General features: G+C 66.1%; 10 protein-coding genes. 9 read left to right on the forward strand and 1 reads right to left on the reverse strand.

Features of this window, described 5'->3' with window-relative positions; all coding sequences use genetic code 11:
* The 3 genes from VFW84_RS16955 to VFW84_RS16965 all read left to right on the forward strand — a co-directional run.
* The coding region (locus tag VFW84_RS16955) for a methyl-accepting chemotaxis protein (protein WP_329681652.1) at positions 1 to 1,948 on the forward strand (1,948 nt) is incomplete at its 5' end.
* 17 nt (positions 1,949 to 1,965) lie between these two features.
* The gene (locus VFW84_RS16960; protein WP_329681653.1) at positions 1,966 to 8,337 is read left to right on the forward strand and encodes an Hpt domain-containing protein; all 6,372 of its coding nucleotides are present in this window, start codon (positions 1,966 to 1,968) and stop codon (positions 8,335 to 8,337) included.
* A 66-nt stretch (positions 8,338 to 8,403) separates the two neighbouring features.
* A complete protein-coding gene (locus tag VFW84_RS16965; protein ID WP_329681654.1) occupies positions 8,404 to 9,453 on the forward strand; it encodes a GGDEF domain-containing protein in 1,050 nt (349 codons plus the stop codon).
* On the opposite strand, the gene VFW84_RS16970 is transcribed toward VFW84_RS16965, so the two are convergent.
* Entirely contained in the window at positions 9,450 to 10,925 is a 1,476-nt protein-coding gene (locus VFW84_RS16970; RefSeq protein ID WP_329681655.1) for a deoxyribodipyrimidine photo-lyase, read from the reverse strand. The genes VFW84_RS16965 and VFW84_RS16970 overlap by 4 nt on opposite strands.
* Positions 10,926 to 10,981: 56 nt before the next feature.
* On the opposite strand from VFW84_RS16970, the gene VFW84_RS16975 reads away from it, so the two are divergent.
* From VFW84_RS16975 to VFW84_RS17000, 6 genes are read left to right on the forward strand one after another with little or no spacing between them, the layout of a single operon-like run.
* Positions 10,982 to 11,563 (forward strand): YqgE/AlgH family protein, encoded by a 582-nt coding sequence (locus VFW84_RS16975; RefSeq protein ID WP_329681656.1) that lies wholly within the window; start codon positions 10,982 to 10,984, stop codon positions 11,561 to 11,563.
* Positions 11,560 to 11,973 carry a Holliday junction resolvase RuvX gene (gene ruvX, locus VFW84_RS16980; RefSeq protein WP_329681657.1) on the forward strand — a complete coding sequence of 138 codons (414 nt, stop codon included), beginning with the start codon at positions 11,560 to 11,562 and terminating at the stop codon, positions 11,971 to 11,973. The genes VFW84_RS16975 and ruvX overlap by 4 nt, the downstream gene beginning before the upstream one ends.
* Entirely contained in the window at positions 11,973 to 12,485 is a 513-nt protein-coding gene (gene pyrR / locus VFW84_RS16985; protein WP_329681658.1) for a bifunctional pyr operon transcriptional regulator/uracil phosphoribosyltransferase PyrR, read from the forward strand. Before ruvX ends, pyrR begins: the two co-directional genes overlap by 1 nt.
* A complete protein-coding gene (locus VFW84_RS16990; protein WP_329681659.1) occupies positions 12,482 to 13,444 on the forward strand; it encodes an aspartate carbamoyltransferase catalytic subunit in 963 nt (320 codons plus the stop codon). Before pyrR ends, VFW84_RS16990 begins: the two co-directional genes overlap by 4 nt.
* On the forward strand, positions 13,441 to 14,778 hold the full coding sequence (locus VFW84_RS16995) for a dihydroorotase (RefSeq protein ID WP_329681660.1): 1,338 nt from the start codon (positions 13,441 to 13,443) through the stop codon (positions 14,776 to 14,778). Before VFW84_RS16990 ends, VFW84_RS16995 begins: the two co-directional genes overlap by 4 nt.
* Before the next feature lie 2 nt (positions 14,779 to 14,780).
* Positions 14,781 to 15,533 carry a lysophospholipid acyltransferase family protein gene (locus tag VFW84_RS17000; protein ID WP_329681661.1) on the forward strand — a complete coding sequence of 251 codons (753 nt, stop codon included), beginning with the start codon at positions 14,781 to 14,783 and terminating at the stop codon, positions 15,531 to 15,533.
* Positions 15,534 to 15,559 lie beyond the last annotated feature (26 nt).

Genomic DNA, 15,559 nt, shown 5'->3' on the forward strand with positions numbered 1-15,559 from the left:
CGCGGACCGCCGTGCCACGCAGGCGGGTGCCACGGGTCAGGCCCTGATGCAGTCGCAGCGTCTGGCCAAGTCGGTGTCTCAGGCCCTGGTGGGTCGTACCCAGGCCTTCCAGGAAGTGGCCGAATCGTCCAAGGTGCTGGCCACCAACGTGCGCGGCCTGGTGCAAGGGGACTCTGCTGCCGGCATCTCCCAGGTGCCCGGTGGTGCGCAGGATGTGCTCAAACCCCTGCTGCCCCTGGTGGATCGTGCCGAGAAGAACGCCGGCTTCGTGCTCAAGCAAAAGGACATCCTGACCAAGGTGAGCCAGTCGCTGCGCGAGGTGAACAGCCACTCCTCTGATCTGCTGGATCTGGCCGAAGGCATTGCCACCACCAAGATCGAAAAGGGTGGGGTCACCAACACCGAGCTGACCTCGCTGAACCAGTTGGTGATGCTGACCCAGCGTATCGGCAAGTCTGCCAACGAGTTCCTGACCGTGGAAGGTGTGTCCACCGAGGCCGTGTTCCTGCTGGGCAAGGACTTGAACGCCTTCAAGGAACTGGCCGAAGGTCTGGCCAACGGCAACAAGGAGCTGGGCCTGCCCGGTACCAAGGATCCCGAGGTGCGTGAGCAGCTTGACGCGCTGCTCAAACTGTTCGAGCAGATGCGCACCCAGTCCACCTACATTCTGAGCACCCTGCAGGGCCTGGTGGCCGCACGGGATGCCCAGGTGAGCATCGTCGACGACAGCGAACCGCTGCGCAAGGGCCTGGAGCAGGTGCAGCGCCAACTGTCCGAAGGCGCCGGCATTGGCGGTATCAACGTGGCGTTGCTGCTGGCCTTCCTGGCATTGGCCGGCGCCGCCGGTTACGGCCTGCTGCGTGTCTATCTGACCGAGCAGCGTCATCGCGCCCAGGTCGCTGAATTCCAGCGCCAGGAAGCCGAACGCCAGGAGCGTGAAGCCAAGCGCGTCAATGACGCCAACCAGGCCGCCATTCTGCGTCTGATGAACGAGCTGCAGATGGTGGCTGAAGGTGACCTGACACAACAAGCCACGGTGACCGAGGACATCACGGGCGCCATCGCCGACTCGGTGAACTTCACGGTGGAAGAGCTGCGCACCCTGGTGGCGCAGGTGCAGGGCACGGTGTCGCGGGTGACGGACACCACCGGTCAGGTGGAAGCCACCTCGACCGAACTGCTGGCTGCCTCCGACGAACAACTGCGCGAGATCCGCGAAACCGGCGAATCCGTGCTGAACATGGCGGGTCGAATCAACGAAGTGTCGGCACAGGCCCAGCACTCCGCCGAGGTGGCCCGTCAATCGCTGGACGCCGCTGACTCGGGCCTGAAGGCCGTGCAGGACGCCATCGGCGGTATGAACACCATCCGCGAGCAGATCCAGGAAACCTCCAAGCGCATCAAGCGACTGGGTGAATCCTCGCAGGAGATCGGTGAAATCACCGAACTGATCTCGGACATCACCGAGCAGACCAACGTGCTGGCCTTGAACGCCGCCATCCAGGCCGCATCCGCCGGTGAAGCCGGTCGCGGCTTCTCGGTGGTGGCCGAAGAAGTGCAGCGTCTGGCTGAACGCTCGGCCGATGCGACCCGTCAGATTGCCGCGCTGGTGCGCACCATTCAGACCGATACCCAGGATGCGGTGGGCGCCATGGAGCGCTCCACGCAGAAGGTGGTGGAAGGGGCCCGTCTGTCGGACGCCGCCGGTACCGCCCTGAACGACATTGACCGTGTGTCGCGTCGACTGGCCGAGCTGATTCAGGAGATCTCGTCGCAAGCATCGCGTGAAGCCGAGCAGGCCAATGTGGTGGTGTCCAACATCCAGCACATTTTTGCGGTGACCGAGCAGACCGGTGACGGTACCCGCTCGACCGCACAACTGGTGCGTGAGTTGTCCAAGACCGCTGACGAACTGCAGCAGTCGGTGGCTCGATTCAAGATCGCGTAAACACATTGATGGACAGCATGCAAGCCTCACCCATGTCGGACGACCTCAGCGCGCTGGCGTGGGTCTACGAGGAAGTTCGCAAGACGCTGGATTCAGCCCACAAGGCCCTTTATCGCTGCCTCAAGGAGGCTGGCGCTTCGGGCTTTTCGGATGTGGATGCGATCGATCCGGCCCTGCTGCGCACGGCCCGTCAGAGCATCCACCAGGGCGTGGGGGCCCTGGAACTCGCGGGCCTGCCTGCCGGTGCCATGCTCCTGCGCGCCAGCGAGGCCGTGGTGCAGCGTTTTGTCGCACGTCCGCAGTCCATCAATGAAGAAGGTGTCCGGGCCGTCGAGTCCGCCTCCTTCGCGCTGCTGGACCTGATGCGTCGCCGTCTGGCGGGCAAGCAGGTGTCCGTGCTGGCGCTGTTCCCTCAGTACGAAGCCCTGATGGGCCTGGCCGGCGTCGAGCTGGCACGCCCTTCCGATCTGTGGGTGCAGGAGTGGCCCGCAGTGTCGCTGGAAGTGCCCATGGCACCGCCCCCGGGCGCCCAGCCCAGGGCGGTCGACAAGGCTGCGGTGGCGGCGTTCGAAACTTCGTTGCTCAAGCTCCTGCGCAGCCATCAACCCGTCGACGCGCAGCCCTTGGTGGACCTGTGCGCCGACCTGTCGGCCGACGCGACTTCCCGTCAGGCGCATCGCGAATCGGCCACCTGGTTGCTCGCCTGCGGCTTCCTGCAGGGCGTGGCCGAGGGGCGTCTGAATCTGGGTGTGCACGTCAAGCGGGTTCTGTCCTCGCTGCTGAGCCAGTTGCGTACCCTGGCACGTGGGCAGGGGCTGCCCTCCGAGCGCCTGGCCCATGAGTTGTTGTTCTTCTGCGCGCAGGCTGGCGAGCTCGATGCCGTGCCGTCCGAGGCCAGCATGCTCGATCGCCTGCGTCAGGCCTTCCGCCTGTCCTCGCATCAGCCTGTGGATCTGGTCAACCCCTCGCTGGGCCGGTTCGATCCGGCCTGGGTGGCGCAGGCCGTCAAGCGGGTGGCCGCGGCCAAGGATGGCTGGTCCGCGGTGGCGGCCGGCGAGGTGCTGCGCCTGGGGGGCCTCAATGAGCAGTTCTCGCTGGTGGGGGATTCCTTGCGCCGGCTCTACCCGGATGGAGAGGTGCTGGCCACGGCGCTGAGCGACACGGTGGCGGCCACGGTGCAGTCCGGCCAGGCACCCAGCGCGGCGCTGGCCATGGAAGTGGCCACGGGTCTGTTGTACCTGGAAGCCTCGCTGGACGAAAGCGAGTTTGAACACCCGCAAGAGCGTGAGCGCGTGCAGCGTCTGGCGCAGCGTATCCAGGCGGTGCGTTCCGGGCAGGAGCCCGAGCCGCTGGAAGGCTGGATGGAGGCGCTTTACCGCAAGGTGTCCGATCGTCAGACCATCGGCAGCGTGGTGCAGGAACTGCGCACCACGCTGGGCGAGTGCGAAAAGCACATCGATCTGTTCTTCCGCGATCATGCGCAGGCCGCACCGCTGGTGGAGGTGCCCTCGCGCCTGCAGTCCATGAAGGGTGTGCTGGCCGTGCTGGGGCTCGATGCCGCGGCGCTGGCCGTGGCCCGCATGCGCGGGGACGTCGAGTCGCTGCTGCTGCCCGACGCCGATCTGGCGCAGGCTGCACAAGCGGGTGTGCACGATCGCCTGGCCTCCAACCTCAGTGCCCTGGGCTTCCTGGTGGACATGCTGGCGGTTCAGCCCTCGCTGGCCAAGAGCCTGTTCGTCTTTGACGATGCCTCGGGCGTGCTGTCGCCCATCATGGGACGTGCCGCCGTGGCGGCCCCGGACGTGGATCCTGTCGAACTGATGGCCCGACCGGCCGAGCAGGTCGAGCGAGTTCGCACCCAGGAGGTCGTGGAGACGCTGGTGGAGTCCGTCACGCAGGACGACCTGCCGCTGGCCTCGCTCAGTGAAGAATTGCAGCATCTGGCGGAAACACCGCTGGTGCTGGAGCAACCCGATCTGGCAGCGAAGGTGGCCGATGCGCAGGCGGCCGTGGAGCGTGCGGCGGCCCAGCCCGATGACGCGTCTCAGGAGCAGGCCCGCGATCAGGTGGTCGCCGCCCTGAACGATTTTGTGCAGTCCGTGTCCGAACCCATCGGGCTGGACTTGACGCCTGAGGCCAAGCCGCTGGCGGTCTCGCATGAACTGCTGCAGCCGACGCAGACCCCCGCACCGGCCAGCACCGGCCTGGAAGAAGACGATGAGATGCGCGGCATCTTCATCGAAGAGGCCATGGAAGTGCTCTCCGAGGCCCGCGAAGCGCTGGCCTCGCTGCAGTCGCACCCGGATGATGTGGGTTTGCTGACCACCTTGCGCCGTGCTTTCCACACCCTCAAGGGCAGTTCGCGCATGGTGGGGCTCAAGGACTTTGGCGAAGGGGCCTGGGCCTGCGAGCAGCTCTACAACGCCTGGCTGGCGACGCAAGCGCCTGCCAGCGCGGATCTGCAGGGGTTCACGCATGAGGCGCTGGATCATCTGGCCTTGTGGGTGGACGACATCGTGGCCAAGGCCGATCAGGCGCGCACACCGCAGGCCCTGATCGCTGCCGCCGATGCCCTGCGCCTGGACGGTCGCCGCATCGCGGTGGCCGCGCCCGATGTGATGGTGTTTGGCGAGCCTGGCGAGCCGACCCCAGAGGTGGTGGTGGATCAGGCTGTGACGGAGCCTCTGTCACTGATTGAAGAGCCCGTTCACGAGCAGCCCTTGTCTGCCCCGGTGGTGTCCGAGCCTGCGCCCGGAACGCTGGAGCACATCGTGCTGGACCTCTCCGGTGGCGAGCCCCTGGCGGACGATGAGTTGCTGCCGCGCCTGGAGTTCTCCGACACGCATCCATCGGGTTTCTCGGATACCCAGCCCTCCGGGTTCTTCGATACACAGCCGCCGGATTTCTCGGACACGCAACCTCCCGATCTGGCCGAGTTCACCGAACTGGTCATCGAGCCGGCGCCCGAGGACCTGGGAACCGTTGATCTGAGCTCGCTCTCCGAGGCACCGCTGCCGACGCTGTCCGAGCCACAAGCGCCCGAGCTGCCGCCTGTGCCCGACGTCACGCCTGACGATGCCCCTTCCGAACCAGAGCCCGAGGGCGTCGAGATCATCGAGATGCCGGAGATGGTCGAGGTGGGCGAGGTGATTGAAACGGTTGAGGCGGTTGAGCCGCCCGTGGCGTCCGATGAGCCCAGTGATGAGTCCAGCGACGAGCAGGTCAAGGTGATCGGATCGCTGCGCATCAGCATCCCCCTGTTCAACATCTATCTCAATGAGGCCGATGAGCAGTCGCGTCGTTTGAGCCAACTGCTGGCAGAGTGGTCTTTGGAGTGGCATCGCCCGGTGGGCGAGGATGCCGTGGCCTTGGCCCATTCTCTGGCGGGCAATTCGGGCACGGTCGGATACACGGACCTGTCGCGCCTGTCGCGCCTGCTGGAGCATGCCTTGATGAAGTCCCAGTCATTGGGACAGGGCGACGAAGACACGGCGGTCTTGTTCAACGATGCCGCGGAAGAAGTGCGTCGCCTGCTGCATCAGTTTGCCGCCGGGTTCCTGAAAACACCGCATGAGGACCTGATGGCCCGCCTCGAAGATTTCGAGCGCGAAGCTGCACAGCGACTGGAGGCTCGCAGCCTGGGTCATGACACGGGCACGCGGGCTCACCTGCGTCTGGTGCGCGCCGACGAGGATCAGCCTGACGACGTGCCGCCCGAAGTGGCACCCTCTGACGAGGTCCAGCTGGACGCGCCCGAGGTGGTGGAGGTGATCGAGCCTGCACCCGAAGACCTGGCCGTGCCCAGCAGCGACGAGGACGATGTGGCCTCGCGCCCCATGCCCCTGGGTCTGCCCGAGCTGCGTCCTTTCGAGCCCCTGTCGGATCTGCCGCGTGTGTCCCTGAAGTCGGGCGCCAACGAAGTCGATCTGGGCGAGGATGCCGACATCGATGCCCAGGATGCCATCGATGCCGACCTGTTCCCGATTTTCGAGGAAGAGGCGCAGGAGCTTTTGCCCCAGTTGTCGACCGACATGCGCGAGTGGGTGGCCGAGCCTGCCCGCCGTGATCTGGCGGTGTCGTGCATGCGCACCCTGCACACCTTCAAGGGGGGGGCACGTCTGGCTGGCGCCATGCGCCTGGGCGAACTGGCCCACCGTATGGAAACGGCGATCGAGCGCTTGTCCGCACAGGACGAGATCTCGCTGGCCGATGTTGAGCCGCTGCAAACGCGCGCCGACATCCTGCAGGAAGTGTTCGAAGCGCTGCAGCGTCGCGATCGCGACACGCAGGCGGCCCAGGTGGCCACTGTGGCGGCTCAGGACGCCGAGCCGCTGGTGCTGCCCGCAGAAGGCGCAGATGATCTGGCTGAGTTGCCCGAGGACGTCAGCGCCTTGTCCTTGACGGACATCGCCGCCGCAGCCGAGATCGCTGCGGCCCCCAGCTTGGCCATCGACTGGTCCGTGGTGCGGGGAGATTTCCGCCCCGGTCAGGCCGTGGGCGCGGGCGATGGCAGTTCAGGTGCCGGTATTGCGGCGGTGCGTGTGCGCCCTCGCTTGCTCGACCGTCTGGTCAACCATGCGGGCGAGGTGAGCATCACCCGCACGCGCCTGGCCTCGCAGATGCAGCAGATGCGGGGCTCGGTCAGCGAACTGAGCGACAACCTGGAGCGTCTGCGCCAGCATCTGCGCAGCATCGAGCTGCAGGCCGAGACCCAGTTGAGCACCCGCATGGAAGCGGCTCGCGCCGCCCAGCAGGAATTCGATCCGCTGGAGTTTGACCGCTACACGCGTCTGCAGGAGCTCACCCGCATGATGGCCGAGTCGGTCAACGACGTGGCCACCGTGCAGCGCGGCATGGTGCGCAACCTCGAATCGGCCGAAGACCAACTGGCGGCGCAGTCCCGACTGACGCGTGACCTGCAGGACGACCTGCTGCGCACCCGCATGGTGGAGTTCGAGGGCCTGTCCGATCGACTCTACCGTGTGGTGCGGCAGGCCGCCAAGGAGACCGGCAAGCAGGTGCGCCTGGACATCGTCGGCGGCCACACCGAGGTGGACCGTGGGGTGCTGGACCGGATGACCGGCGCCTTCGAGCATGTGCTGCGCAACTGCGTGACCCATGGCATCGAAGCACCGGCAGACCGTCAGGCCGCGGGCAAGGACACGATGGGGGCCATCATCATTGCCGTGCAGCATGAAGGCAACGAGGTCAGCATCGAGTTCCGCGACGATGGCGCAGGTCTGAACCTCGCGCGCATCCGAGCCAAGGCGCAAGCCCTGGGGCTGCTGGCAGCCGATGCCGAGCCGACGGACGCCGAGCTCTCACAGATGATCTTCACGCCGGGCTTCTCGACCGCCGAGTCGGTGACCGAGCTGGCCGGGCGTGGCATCGGCATGGACGTGGTCCGCTCCGATGTCAACGCCATGGGCGGTCGCATCGAGACCGCCACGGCGGCCGGTCAGGGCACCAGTTTCAAGCTGGTGCTGCCGCTGACCACCGCCGTGACCAAGGTGGTGATGGTGCGCTGCGGGGATCTGGTGGCCTCCATCCCGACCAATCTGGTCGAGCTGGTGCGTCGCGCGCGTCCCGAAGAAGTGCTGCAGGCCTATACCGCGGGCACGGTGCCTTTTGCCGATCTGACGCTGCCCTTCTTCTGGTTTGGCGCTTTGCTGCAGCACAGCCCGCGCGGTTCGGTCGAGGGCCGTTCCTTGCCGGTGGTGATCGTGCGCTCGGCGCAGCAGCGCGTGGCCCTGCACGTCGACGAAGTGCTGGGCAATCAGGACGTGGTCGTCAAGAACCTGGGGCCGCAACTGGCGCGCGTGCCGGGTCTGGCAGGCATGACCTTGCTGGCTTCGGGTGCCATCTCCCTGATCTACAACCCGGTGGCCCTGGCCACGGTGTATGGCCAGGAGGCGCAAAGCTGGGCCCGTCGGGCAGCCCACCTGCCGGCCGACGAGCAGACGGTGCCAGTGCCGACGGCGGCCGACAAGCCCACCGCGCCGCTGGTGCTGGTGGTCGATGATTCGCTCACCGTGCGTCGTGTGACCCAGCGCTTGCTCACGCGGGAAGGCTATCGGGTGACCCTGGCCAAGGATGGTCTGGATGCGCTCGAGAAGATGGAAGAAGAAATCCCCCTGGTGGTGCTCTCGGACATCGAGATGCCACGCATGGATGGCTTCGACCTGGTGCGCAATCTGCGTGGCGATGCGCGCTGGCGCGACATCCCCATCGTGATGATCACCTCTCGGATTGCGCAGAAGCACCGTGAATATGCCGCCGAGCTGGGCGTCAATCACTACCTTGGCAAGCCTTATAGTGAAGAAGAGTTGCTGAGCCTGGTGTCGCTGTACACCCATCAGGCCGCGCAGCTTCAAAACGAAGGCACCTGATGGCGTCGGGGACGGTCGGTGCCACCCCGGGTGTGACACCGGCCCCTTGATGGACGGAGGCGTTGTTTGCTTCTCAGTGCGATGGATCACCTGGTCGGCTTGACCGCCCTGCGTGATCGCGACCAGATGGACCTGGCCTTGACCCAGGTGCTGGCGGACCTGGTGGATGCACAGGCCGTGGGCATCTACCGGCTGGTCAAGGACAAGCGCGAGGTGTTTCGATGGTGGCGTGCCGCCGAGCTGATCGAGGGGCAGGGCGCGCCGACCGCCGATCCGGCCTGGATCAAGCCAGAGGATCTGCCCGCCATGGACGATCACCCTCTGCGAGCCGACGCACTGAACGACCAGTTGGTCCTGCAGGTCACCATGCCCCCGATGAGCACCGATGGCTGGCTCACGGTCCTTCCGCTTTCACGTGATCGCTCCGAGCCAGGTGTGGTCGAGCTGCAGACCCGGGAGCCCCTGTCCATGGAGCGAGTGCGGGATCTGCAGTTGCTGCTGATGGTGCTCAACAACTACCAGCGCCTGCTCGACACCAGCCAGCGCGACCCTCTGACCGCTTTGCTCAATCGCCAGAGTTTCGAGCGGGCCTTTCTGGCCGCCTCCTTGCCGCCGCAGCGCATGGATCGGCCCGAGGACCACGAGGAGCGACGCAAGGATCTGGGGGATGTCTGGTGGCTGGGGGTCATCGACATCGATCACTTCAAGCAGGTCAATGACCGCTTCGGTCACCTCATCGGAGACGAGGTGCTGGTGCTCGTGGCCCGCCTGATGCAGCAGACTTTCCGGCATTACGACCGTCTGTTCCGCTTTGGGGGCGAGGAGTTCGTGGTCATGGTGCGTTGCCCGCAAGAGTCCGGTGCCTTGCTGGCCTTCGAGCGCTTTCGCCGCGCCATGGAGGGCTACCACTTTCCGCAGGTGGGGCAGGTCACCATCAGCACCGGCGTGACGGCCGTGCTCCGGGCTGATGCGCCCAGTTCGGCCTTTTCTCGGGCAGATGAAGCGGTGTACGAGGCCAAGCGCCAGGGCCGCAACCGTGTGCTCAGCCATGCCTCGCTGATCGCCCAGGGCCTGATCCACGATGCCACGCATGAGGGTGACGTCGAGCTGTTCTAGGCCTTGGCGCCCTTGACGACCGCGTAGCGCTCCAAGGTGATCTGTCGGGCCTCGTCGTGTTGCACGATGGGTTTGGGGTAATCGCGCCCGAGCACCCAGTCATCGGTGGCGGCGAGGTCCGTGGGTCGGGCCAGCCAGGGGGCGTGGATCGCACGATCGGGCAGGCTGGCAAGTTCGGGCACGTAGCGGCGGATGAAGCGCCCCTCAGGGTCGAACTTCTCGCTCTGGCTGACCGGGTTGAAGATGCGGAAATAGGGCTGGGCATCACAACCGGTGGACGCTGCCCACTGCCAGCCGCCGTTGTTGGCCGCCAGATCGAAGTCCAGCAGTTTCTCGGCGAAATAGGCCTCGCCTCGGCGCCAGTCGATCCCCAAGTCCTTGACCAGGAAACTGGCGGTGACCATGCGCAGGCGGTTGTGCATATAGCCCGTCTGGTTGAGCTGACGCATGGCCGCATCCACCAGCGGATAGCCCGTGCGCCCCTCGCACCAGGCCTGGAACTGGGCCTCGGCCTTGGCGCCATGGGCCCATTTGATGCGATCGTACTCGCGCTTGTAGGCGTGGCCGACCACATGGGGGTGGTGCCACAGAATCTGGTGGTAGAAATCGCGCCAGATCAGCTCGGAGAGCCAGATCAGCGCCCCTCTGGAGCCTGCCTGGCTGCGCTCCCAGGCCAGCGATGCCAGGTGGCGGATGCTGATGGTGCCAAAGCGCAGGTGGGTCGACAGGTAGCTGGGGCCCTTGACGCTGGGGAAGTCCCGCGTCTCGTCATAGCGATCGATGCGGTGCAGGAAGTCCTCCAGCAGCGCTTCGGCGCCACTCATGCCGGCGGCCACCTTGAGGTCGTCGACCGGCTCGAAGCCGATGTCGCCCAGGGCAGGCACCCGGTGGGGCCAGGGCGTGGTCAGGGTGTCGGGCAAAGGGGCCAGGTGGGTGGCATGGCGAGCCACCGGATAGGCCTTGAGGTAAAAAGGGTCGATCTTCTTGAGCCAGGCGTTCTTGTAGGGGGTGAACACACCATAGGGGGTGTCGTTGCCAGTGAGCACTTCGTTGCGCTCGAAGACCACGCAGTCCTTGGAGGTGAAAAGCGCCACCCCCAGATCGCTCAAGCGCCCGCGTACGCTGGCATCCCGGGCCAGGGCGGCAGGCTCGTCGTCGTGGTTGGCGTAGACGGCCTGCACGTGCAGTTCGCGCGCCAGGCGAGGGATCTCGTCCACCGCACGACCATGCCGCACGATGAGGCCACTGCCTTCGCGCAGGCCGGCCAGGCCCGCATCGAGCTCCTGTAGGCTGGCCAGGATGAAAGCCACGCGCCGGTCCTGGCGGGGCAGGGGCTCCAGGATGTCGCTGTCCAGCACGAAGGCGCACCACACCTTGCGAGCACCTCTGAGCGCATGGTAGAGCGCAGCGTGATCGGTGTGCCGCAGGTCACGCCGGAACCACACCAGGGCCGCATCAAGCTGTTCCATCATGTCTTTCCTTGGGCCGGGGTGCACGAGAGCGCCCCTGGCGACTAAAATTGGCGTCTATGTCCGATACGCCCCAGATCAACCTCACCAATCAGTTCCTCATTGCCATGCCCGGCATGACCGATGGCAATTTTGCAGGCGCGGTGGTGTACCTGTGCGAGCATACCCAACAGGGGGCCCTCGGATTGATCATCAATCACCCCATCGAGATCGATGTCAAACAGTTGTTCGAGAAGGTCGAGCTGACGCTCGATCGTGACGACCTCCTGTCCACCCCCGTCTATCTGGGCGGCCCCGTGCAGACCGAGCGTGGCTTCGTGCTGCACGAGCAGCTCGACGAGGAGGGCGGGCACTACAACTCCACGCTCAAGATCCCGGGCGGCCTGGAGATGACCACCTCGCGCGATGTGCTTGAGGCCATGGCCAATGGCGCCGGCCCCCGTAAGGTGTTCATCAGTCTGGGCTACTCGGGCTGGGGCGCTGGCCAGCTCGAAGACGAGATCGCCCGCAATGGCTGGCTGACCGTGGACGCCGACCGCAGCATCATTTTCGACACACCGGTGGCCGACCGCTATGACCGAGCGCTGTCCCTGCTGGGCATTGATCGCAGCTTCCTGTCGTCCGAGGCTGGGCACGCATGACCCAGACCTATCTGGCCTTTGATTTCGGTCTCAAGCGCGTGGGCGTGGCCTGTGGCAACAGTCTGCTGCGCCAGGCCTCTCCCTTGCGCACCATTGCCGCCGAAGGGGATGCACGCTTTGTGCAGATCAAGAAGCTGGTCGACGAGTGGCGCCCCGATGCCCTGGTGGTGGGGGTGCCCTTTCATCCCGATGGCGCCGAGCACGAGGTCACCCTGCGTGCACGCCGTTTCGCGCGCCAGTTGCAGGGTCGCTTCCACCTGAAGGTGCACGAGGTGGACGAGCGCTACTCCAGCGTCGAGGCCGAGCGCGATGACCCCGATGACCTGGATTCGGCCGCGGCTGCCATCATCCTGCAACAGTTCTTCAACGAAACTCCTTCTTCTACTCCGCCCCTGGAGGGCGATGCCTGATGAGTCAAGCTCACGCCTCATTGCAGCTCGATGCCGAGCAGTTGTACGCCGTCCTGCTCAAGGGCGTGCAGAAGATCGCCACCCCCGACATGGCCCTGGTGGGCGTCTGGTCGGGAGGCGCCTGGCTGGCCGAGCGCCTGAGTCGCGACCTGGGCCGGACAGAGCCCCATGGCTGCATCTCGTCCGCGCTGCACCGTGACGACTTCAGTCGCCGAGGCATGGCTGTCTCACGCGACGCCACGCAACTGCCTTTCGAGATCGAAGGTCGCCACATCCTGCTGATCGACGATGTGCTCTACACGGGCCGCACCACGCGGGCTGTCATCAACGAGCTGTTCGACTATGGCCGGCCCGCCAGCGTCACCCTGGTGGTGCTGGTCGATCGTGGCGGCCGCGAGCTGCCGATCGAGCCCGTATTTTCCGCCGCCCGCATCATCCTGCCGGCCGACCAGCGCGTGGCGCTGGGCCGCGATGAGCAGGGCCAGCTCACATTCCATTTCGAGAGGGTTTGATGCAACGACGCAACCCCCAGCTCAACAAGCACGGCGAGCTGATCCACCTGCTGACCACCGAGGGCCTGCCTCGCGACGTGGTGCTGCAGATCCTGGACACGGCCGCCACCTTCGTGAGCGTCAATGACCGCGAGGTCAAGAAGATCCCGCTGCTGCGCGGCAAGAGCGTGTTCAATCTGTTCTTCGAGAACAGCACCCGCACGCGCACGACCTTCGAGATCGCGGCCAAGCGCCTGAGCGCCGACGTGATCAATCTGGACATCGCACGCTCATCGGCCTCCAAGGGCGAGAGCCTGCTGGACACCATCGCCAACCTCAGCGCCATGCATGCCGACATGTTCGTCGTGCGTCACAGCGAGTCCGGGGCGCCCTACCTGATCGCCCAGCACTGCGCGCCGCATGTGCACGTGGTCAATGCCGGTGACGGCCGCCACGCGCACCCCACGCAGGCGCTGCTGGACATGTACACGATCCGGCACTACAAGAAGGATTTCACCAACCTGACGGTGGCCATCGTGGGCGACATCGTCCACTCGCGCGTGGCCCGCTCCAACATCCACGCGCTGACCACCCTGGGCGTGCCCGAAGTGCGTGTGGTGGGCCCCCGCACCCTGGTGCCCGGCGATCTGCGCGAGATGGGCGTGCGTGTCTGCCACAGCATGGAAGAGGGCATCAAGGACGCCGATGTCATCATCATGCTGCGCCTGCAGAACGAGCGCATGGCCGGCGGCATGCTGCCCAGCTCCGGTGAGTTCTTCAAGGAGTTCGGCCTGACGCCTGCCAAGCTGGCCCTGGCCAAGCCTGACGCCATCGTCATGCACCCGGGCCCCATCAACCGCGGGGTCGAGATCGACTCCAGCGTGGCCGATGGCGCGCAGAGCGTCATCCTGCCGCAAGTGACTTTCGGTATCGCCGTGCGCATGGCGGTGATGTCCATCATCGCGGGGAACGACGCATGAAGATCCTGATCAAGAACGGCCGTGTGGTGGATCCGGCCAGCGGCCTGGATGTGGTGGGGGATCTGGCGATCGCCACCGGCCGCATCGTCTCCATCGGGCAGGTCAACACCGATTTCACGCCAGACCGCACCATCGACGCCTCGGGCTGCATCGTGGCGCCTGGCCTGGTCGATCTGGCGGTGCGCCTGCGCGAGCCGGGGCACGAACACGAAGGCATGCTCGAGTCCGAACTGGCGGCCGCAGCGGCGGGTGGTGTCACCAGCGTGGTCTGCTTGCCCGACACCGACCCGACGCTCGATGAGCCCGGGCTTGTTGAGATGCTCAAGCTGCGCGCCCGCAAGCTCAGCCGCTGCCGACTCTTCCCCCTGGGGGCACTCACGCGGGGCCTCAAGGGCGAGACCCTGACCGAGATGGCCGAGCTGCACGAAGCCGGCTGCGTGGGTTATTCGCAGGCCGAAGTGCCCGTGCGTGACACCCAGGTGCTGCAACGCGCCATGCAATACGCCTCCACCTTTGGCTACACCGTCTGGTTGCGCCCGCAGGATGCCTGGTTGGGCAAGGGCATCGCCGCCAGCGGTGCAGTGGCCACGCGACTGGGCCTGTCGGGGGTGCCCGTCTCGGCCGAGACCATTGCCTTGCACACCATCGTCGAGCTGGCCCGGGCCACCGGTGCTCGCGTGCATCTGTGCCGCCTGTCCAGCGCGGCCGGGGTGGACATCGTCCGTCAGGCCAAGGCGCAGGGCCTGGCCATCACGGCCGATGTGAGCATCAACTCCCTGATGCTCACCGACGTCGACATCGGTTACTTCAACTCCGCCATGCGCGTGGTGCCGCCGCTGCGCCAGGGCCGTGACCGCGACGCCCTGCAGGCGGCGCTGCGCGATGGTACCCTGGATGCCCTGGTGTCTGACCACACCCCCGTCAGCGAAGACGAAAAGCTGCTGCCCTTCGGCGAGGCCACCCCGGGTGCCACGGGGGTGGAGTTGCTCCTGAGCCTGGCGCTCAAGGCCGCGGGTCTGCAGGCGGGTACCGCCGCCTCGCTCGATGCTCAGGGCCTGCGTCATGCCCTGGCAACCGTCACCCAGGGGCCCGTCAAGGTGCTGGGCGAGGCCATTGGCTCGCTGTCTTCCAGCGCCGGTCGCCTGGTGCAGGGGGGGGTGGCCGACGTCTGCGTGTTCGATCCTCAGGTCAGTTGGCGGGTCGAGCCTGCCGCCCTGGTCAGCCAGGGCAAGCACACACCGTTTGCCTATGACTGCACCGGCTTCGAGCTGCCGGGCCGGGTGCGGACCACCCTGGTGGCAGGCCAACTGGCACACGACGGCGAGCAGGCCTGAACTTGGCATCGATCTGGAGAGGCCTGCGGGCGGTGTTCCGCATGGGGCGTGTGGTGTTCTTTCTGCTGCGCCTGTCGCTGCAGATGCGTCTGGGATTCGTGCATCTGACGCATGAGGCACAGCAGCGCCGCATCCGGGCCTGGTCGGCCGAGTTGCTCCGTTGCCTGGGCGTGAGCCTGACCGTGGTCGGGCAAGTGCGCCCAGGCGCCAAGCTGGTGGTGGGCAACCACATCTCCTGGATGGACATCATGGCCATCAATGCGACCGAGCCCAGTCGCTTTGTCTCCAAGGCTGAAGTGGGGGCCTGGCCCATCGTGGGGCCGATCGTCACCCTGGCGGGCACCATCTACCTGGAGCGTGCACGCCGTCGAGATGCCATGCGGGTGATGGGTCTGCTGACGCAGACGCTCAGGGATGGCCATGTGGCGGCGGTGTTCCCCGAGGGCACGACGGCCGACGGCCAGGCCCTGCTGCCTTTCCATGGCAATTTGCTGCAGTCGGCCATCGATGCCGATGTGCCTGTGCAGCCCCTGGCCCTGCGCTACAGCGATCCGACCCACGCCGTCAGCCCGGCGGTGGCCTTCGTGGGGGACACCACCTTGCTGCAATCGCTCTGGTCCGTGCTGTGCGCCGATGGTCTGAAGGTCACGGTGACCGTCTTGCCGGCCTTGCGGGTGACGCATACCGATCGCCGCGCCCTGGCCGATCGTCTGCGCGAGGAGATCGGCCAGGCCCTGCAGATGGCCGAGGCGTGAATACGCCGCATTCGATGGGCTTTTCC

This window comes from Aquabacterium sp. (genome assembly GCF_036279655.1).
Classification (GTDB): Bacteria; Pseudomonadota; Gammaproteobacteria; order Burkholderiales; family Burkholderiaceae_C; genus Aquabacterium.

Bases quoted from the DNA above. Each gene is read 5' to 3' on its own strand.
- VFW84_RS16960 (WP_329681653.1), top strand. From the start codon at position 1,966: ATGCAAGCCTCACCCATGTCGGACGACCTCAGCGCGCTGGCGTGGGTC.
- VFW84_RS16970 (WP_329681655.1), bottom strand. From the start codon at position 10,925: ATGATGGAACAGCTTGATGCGGCCCTGGTGTGGTTCCGGCGTGACCTG.
- VFW84_RS16975 (WP_329681656.1), top strand. From the start codon at position 10,982: ATGTCCGATACGCCCCAGATCAACCTCACCAATCAGTTCCTCATTGCC.
- ruvX (WP_329681657.1), top strand. From the start codon at position 11,560: ATGACCCAGACCTATCTGGCCTTTGATTTCGGTCTCAAGCGCGTGGGC.
- pyrR (WP_329681658.1), top strand. From the start codon at position 11,973: ATGAGTCAAGCTCACGCCTCATTGCAGCTCGATGCCGAGCAGTTGTAC.
- VFW84_RS16995 (WP_329681660.1), top strand. From the start codon at position 13,441: ATGAAGATCCTGATCAAGAACGGCCGTGTGGTGGATCCGGCCAGCGGC.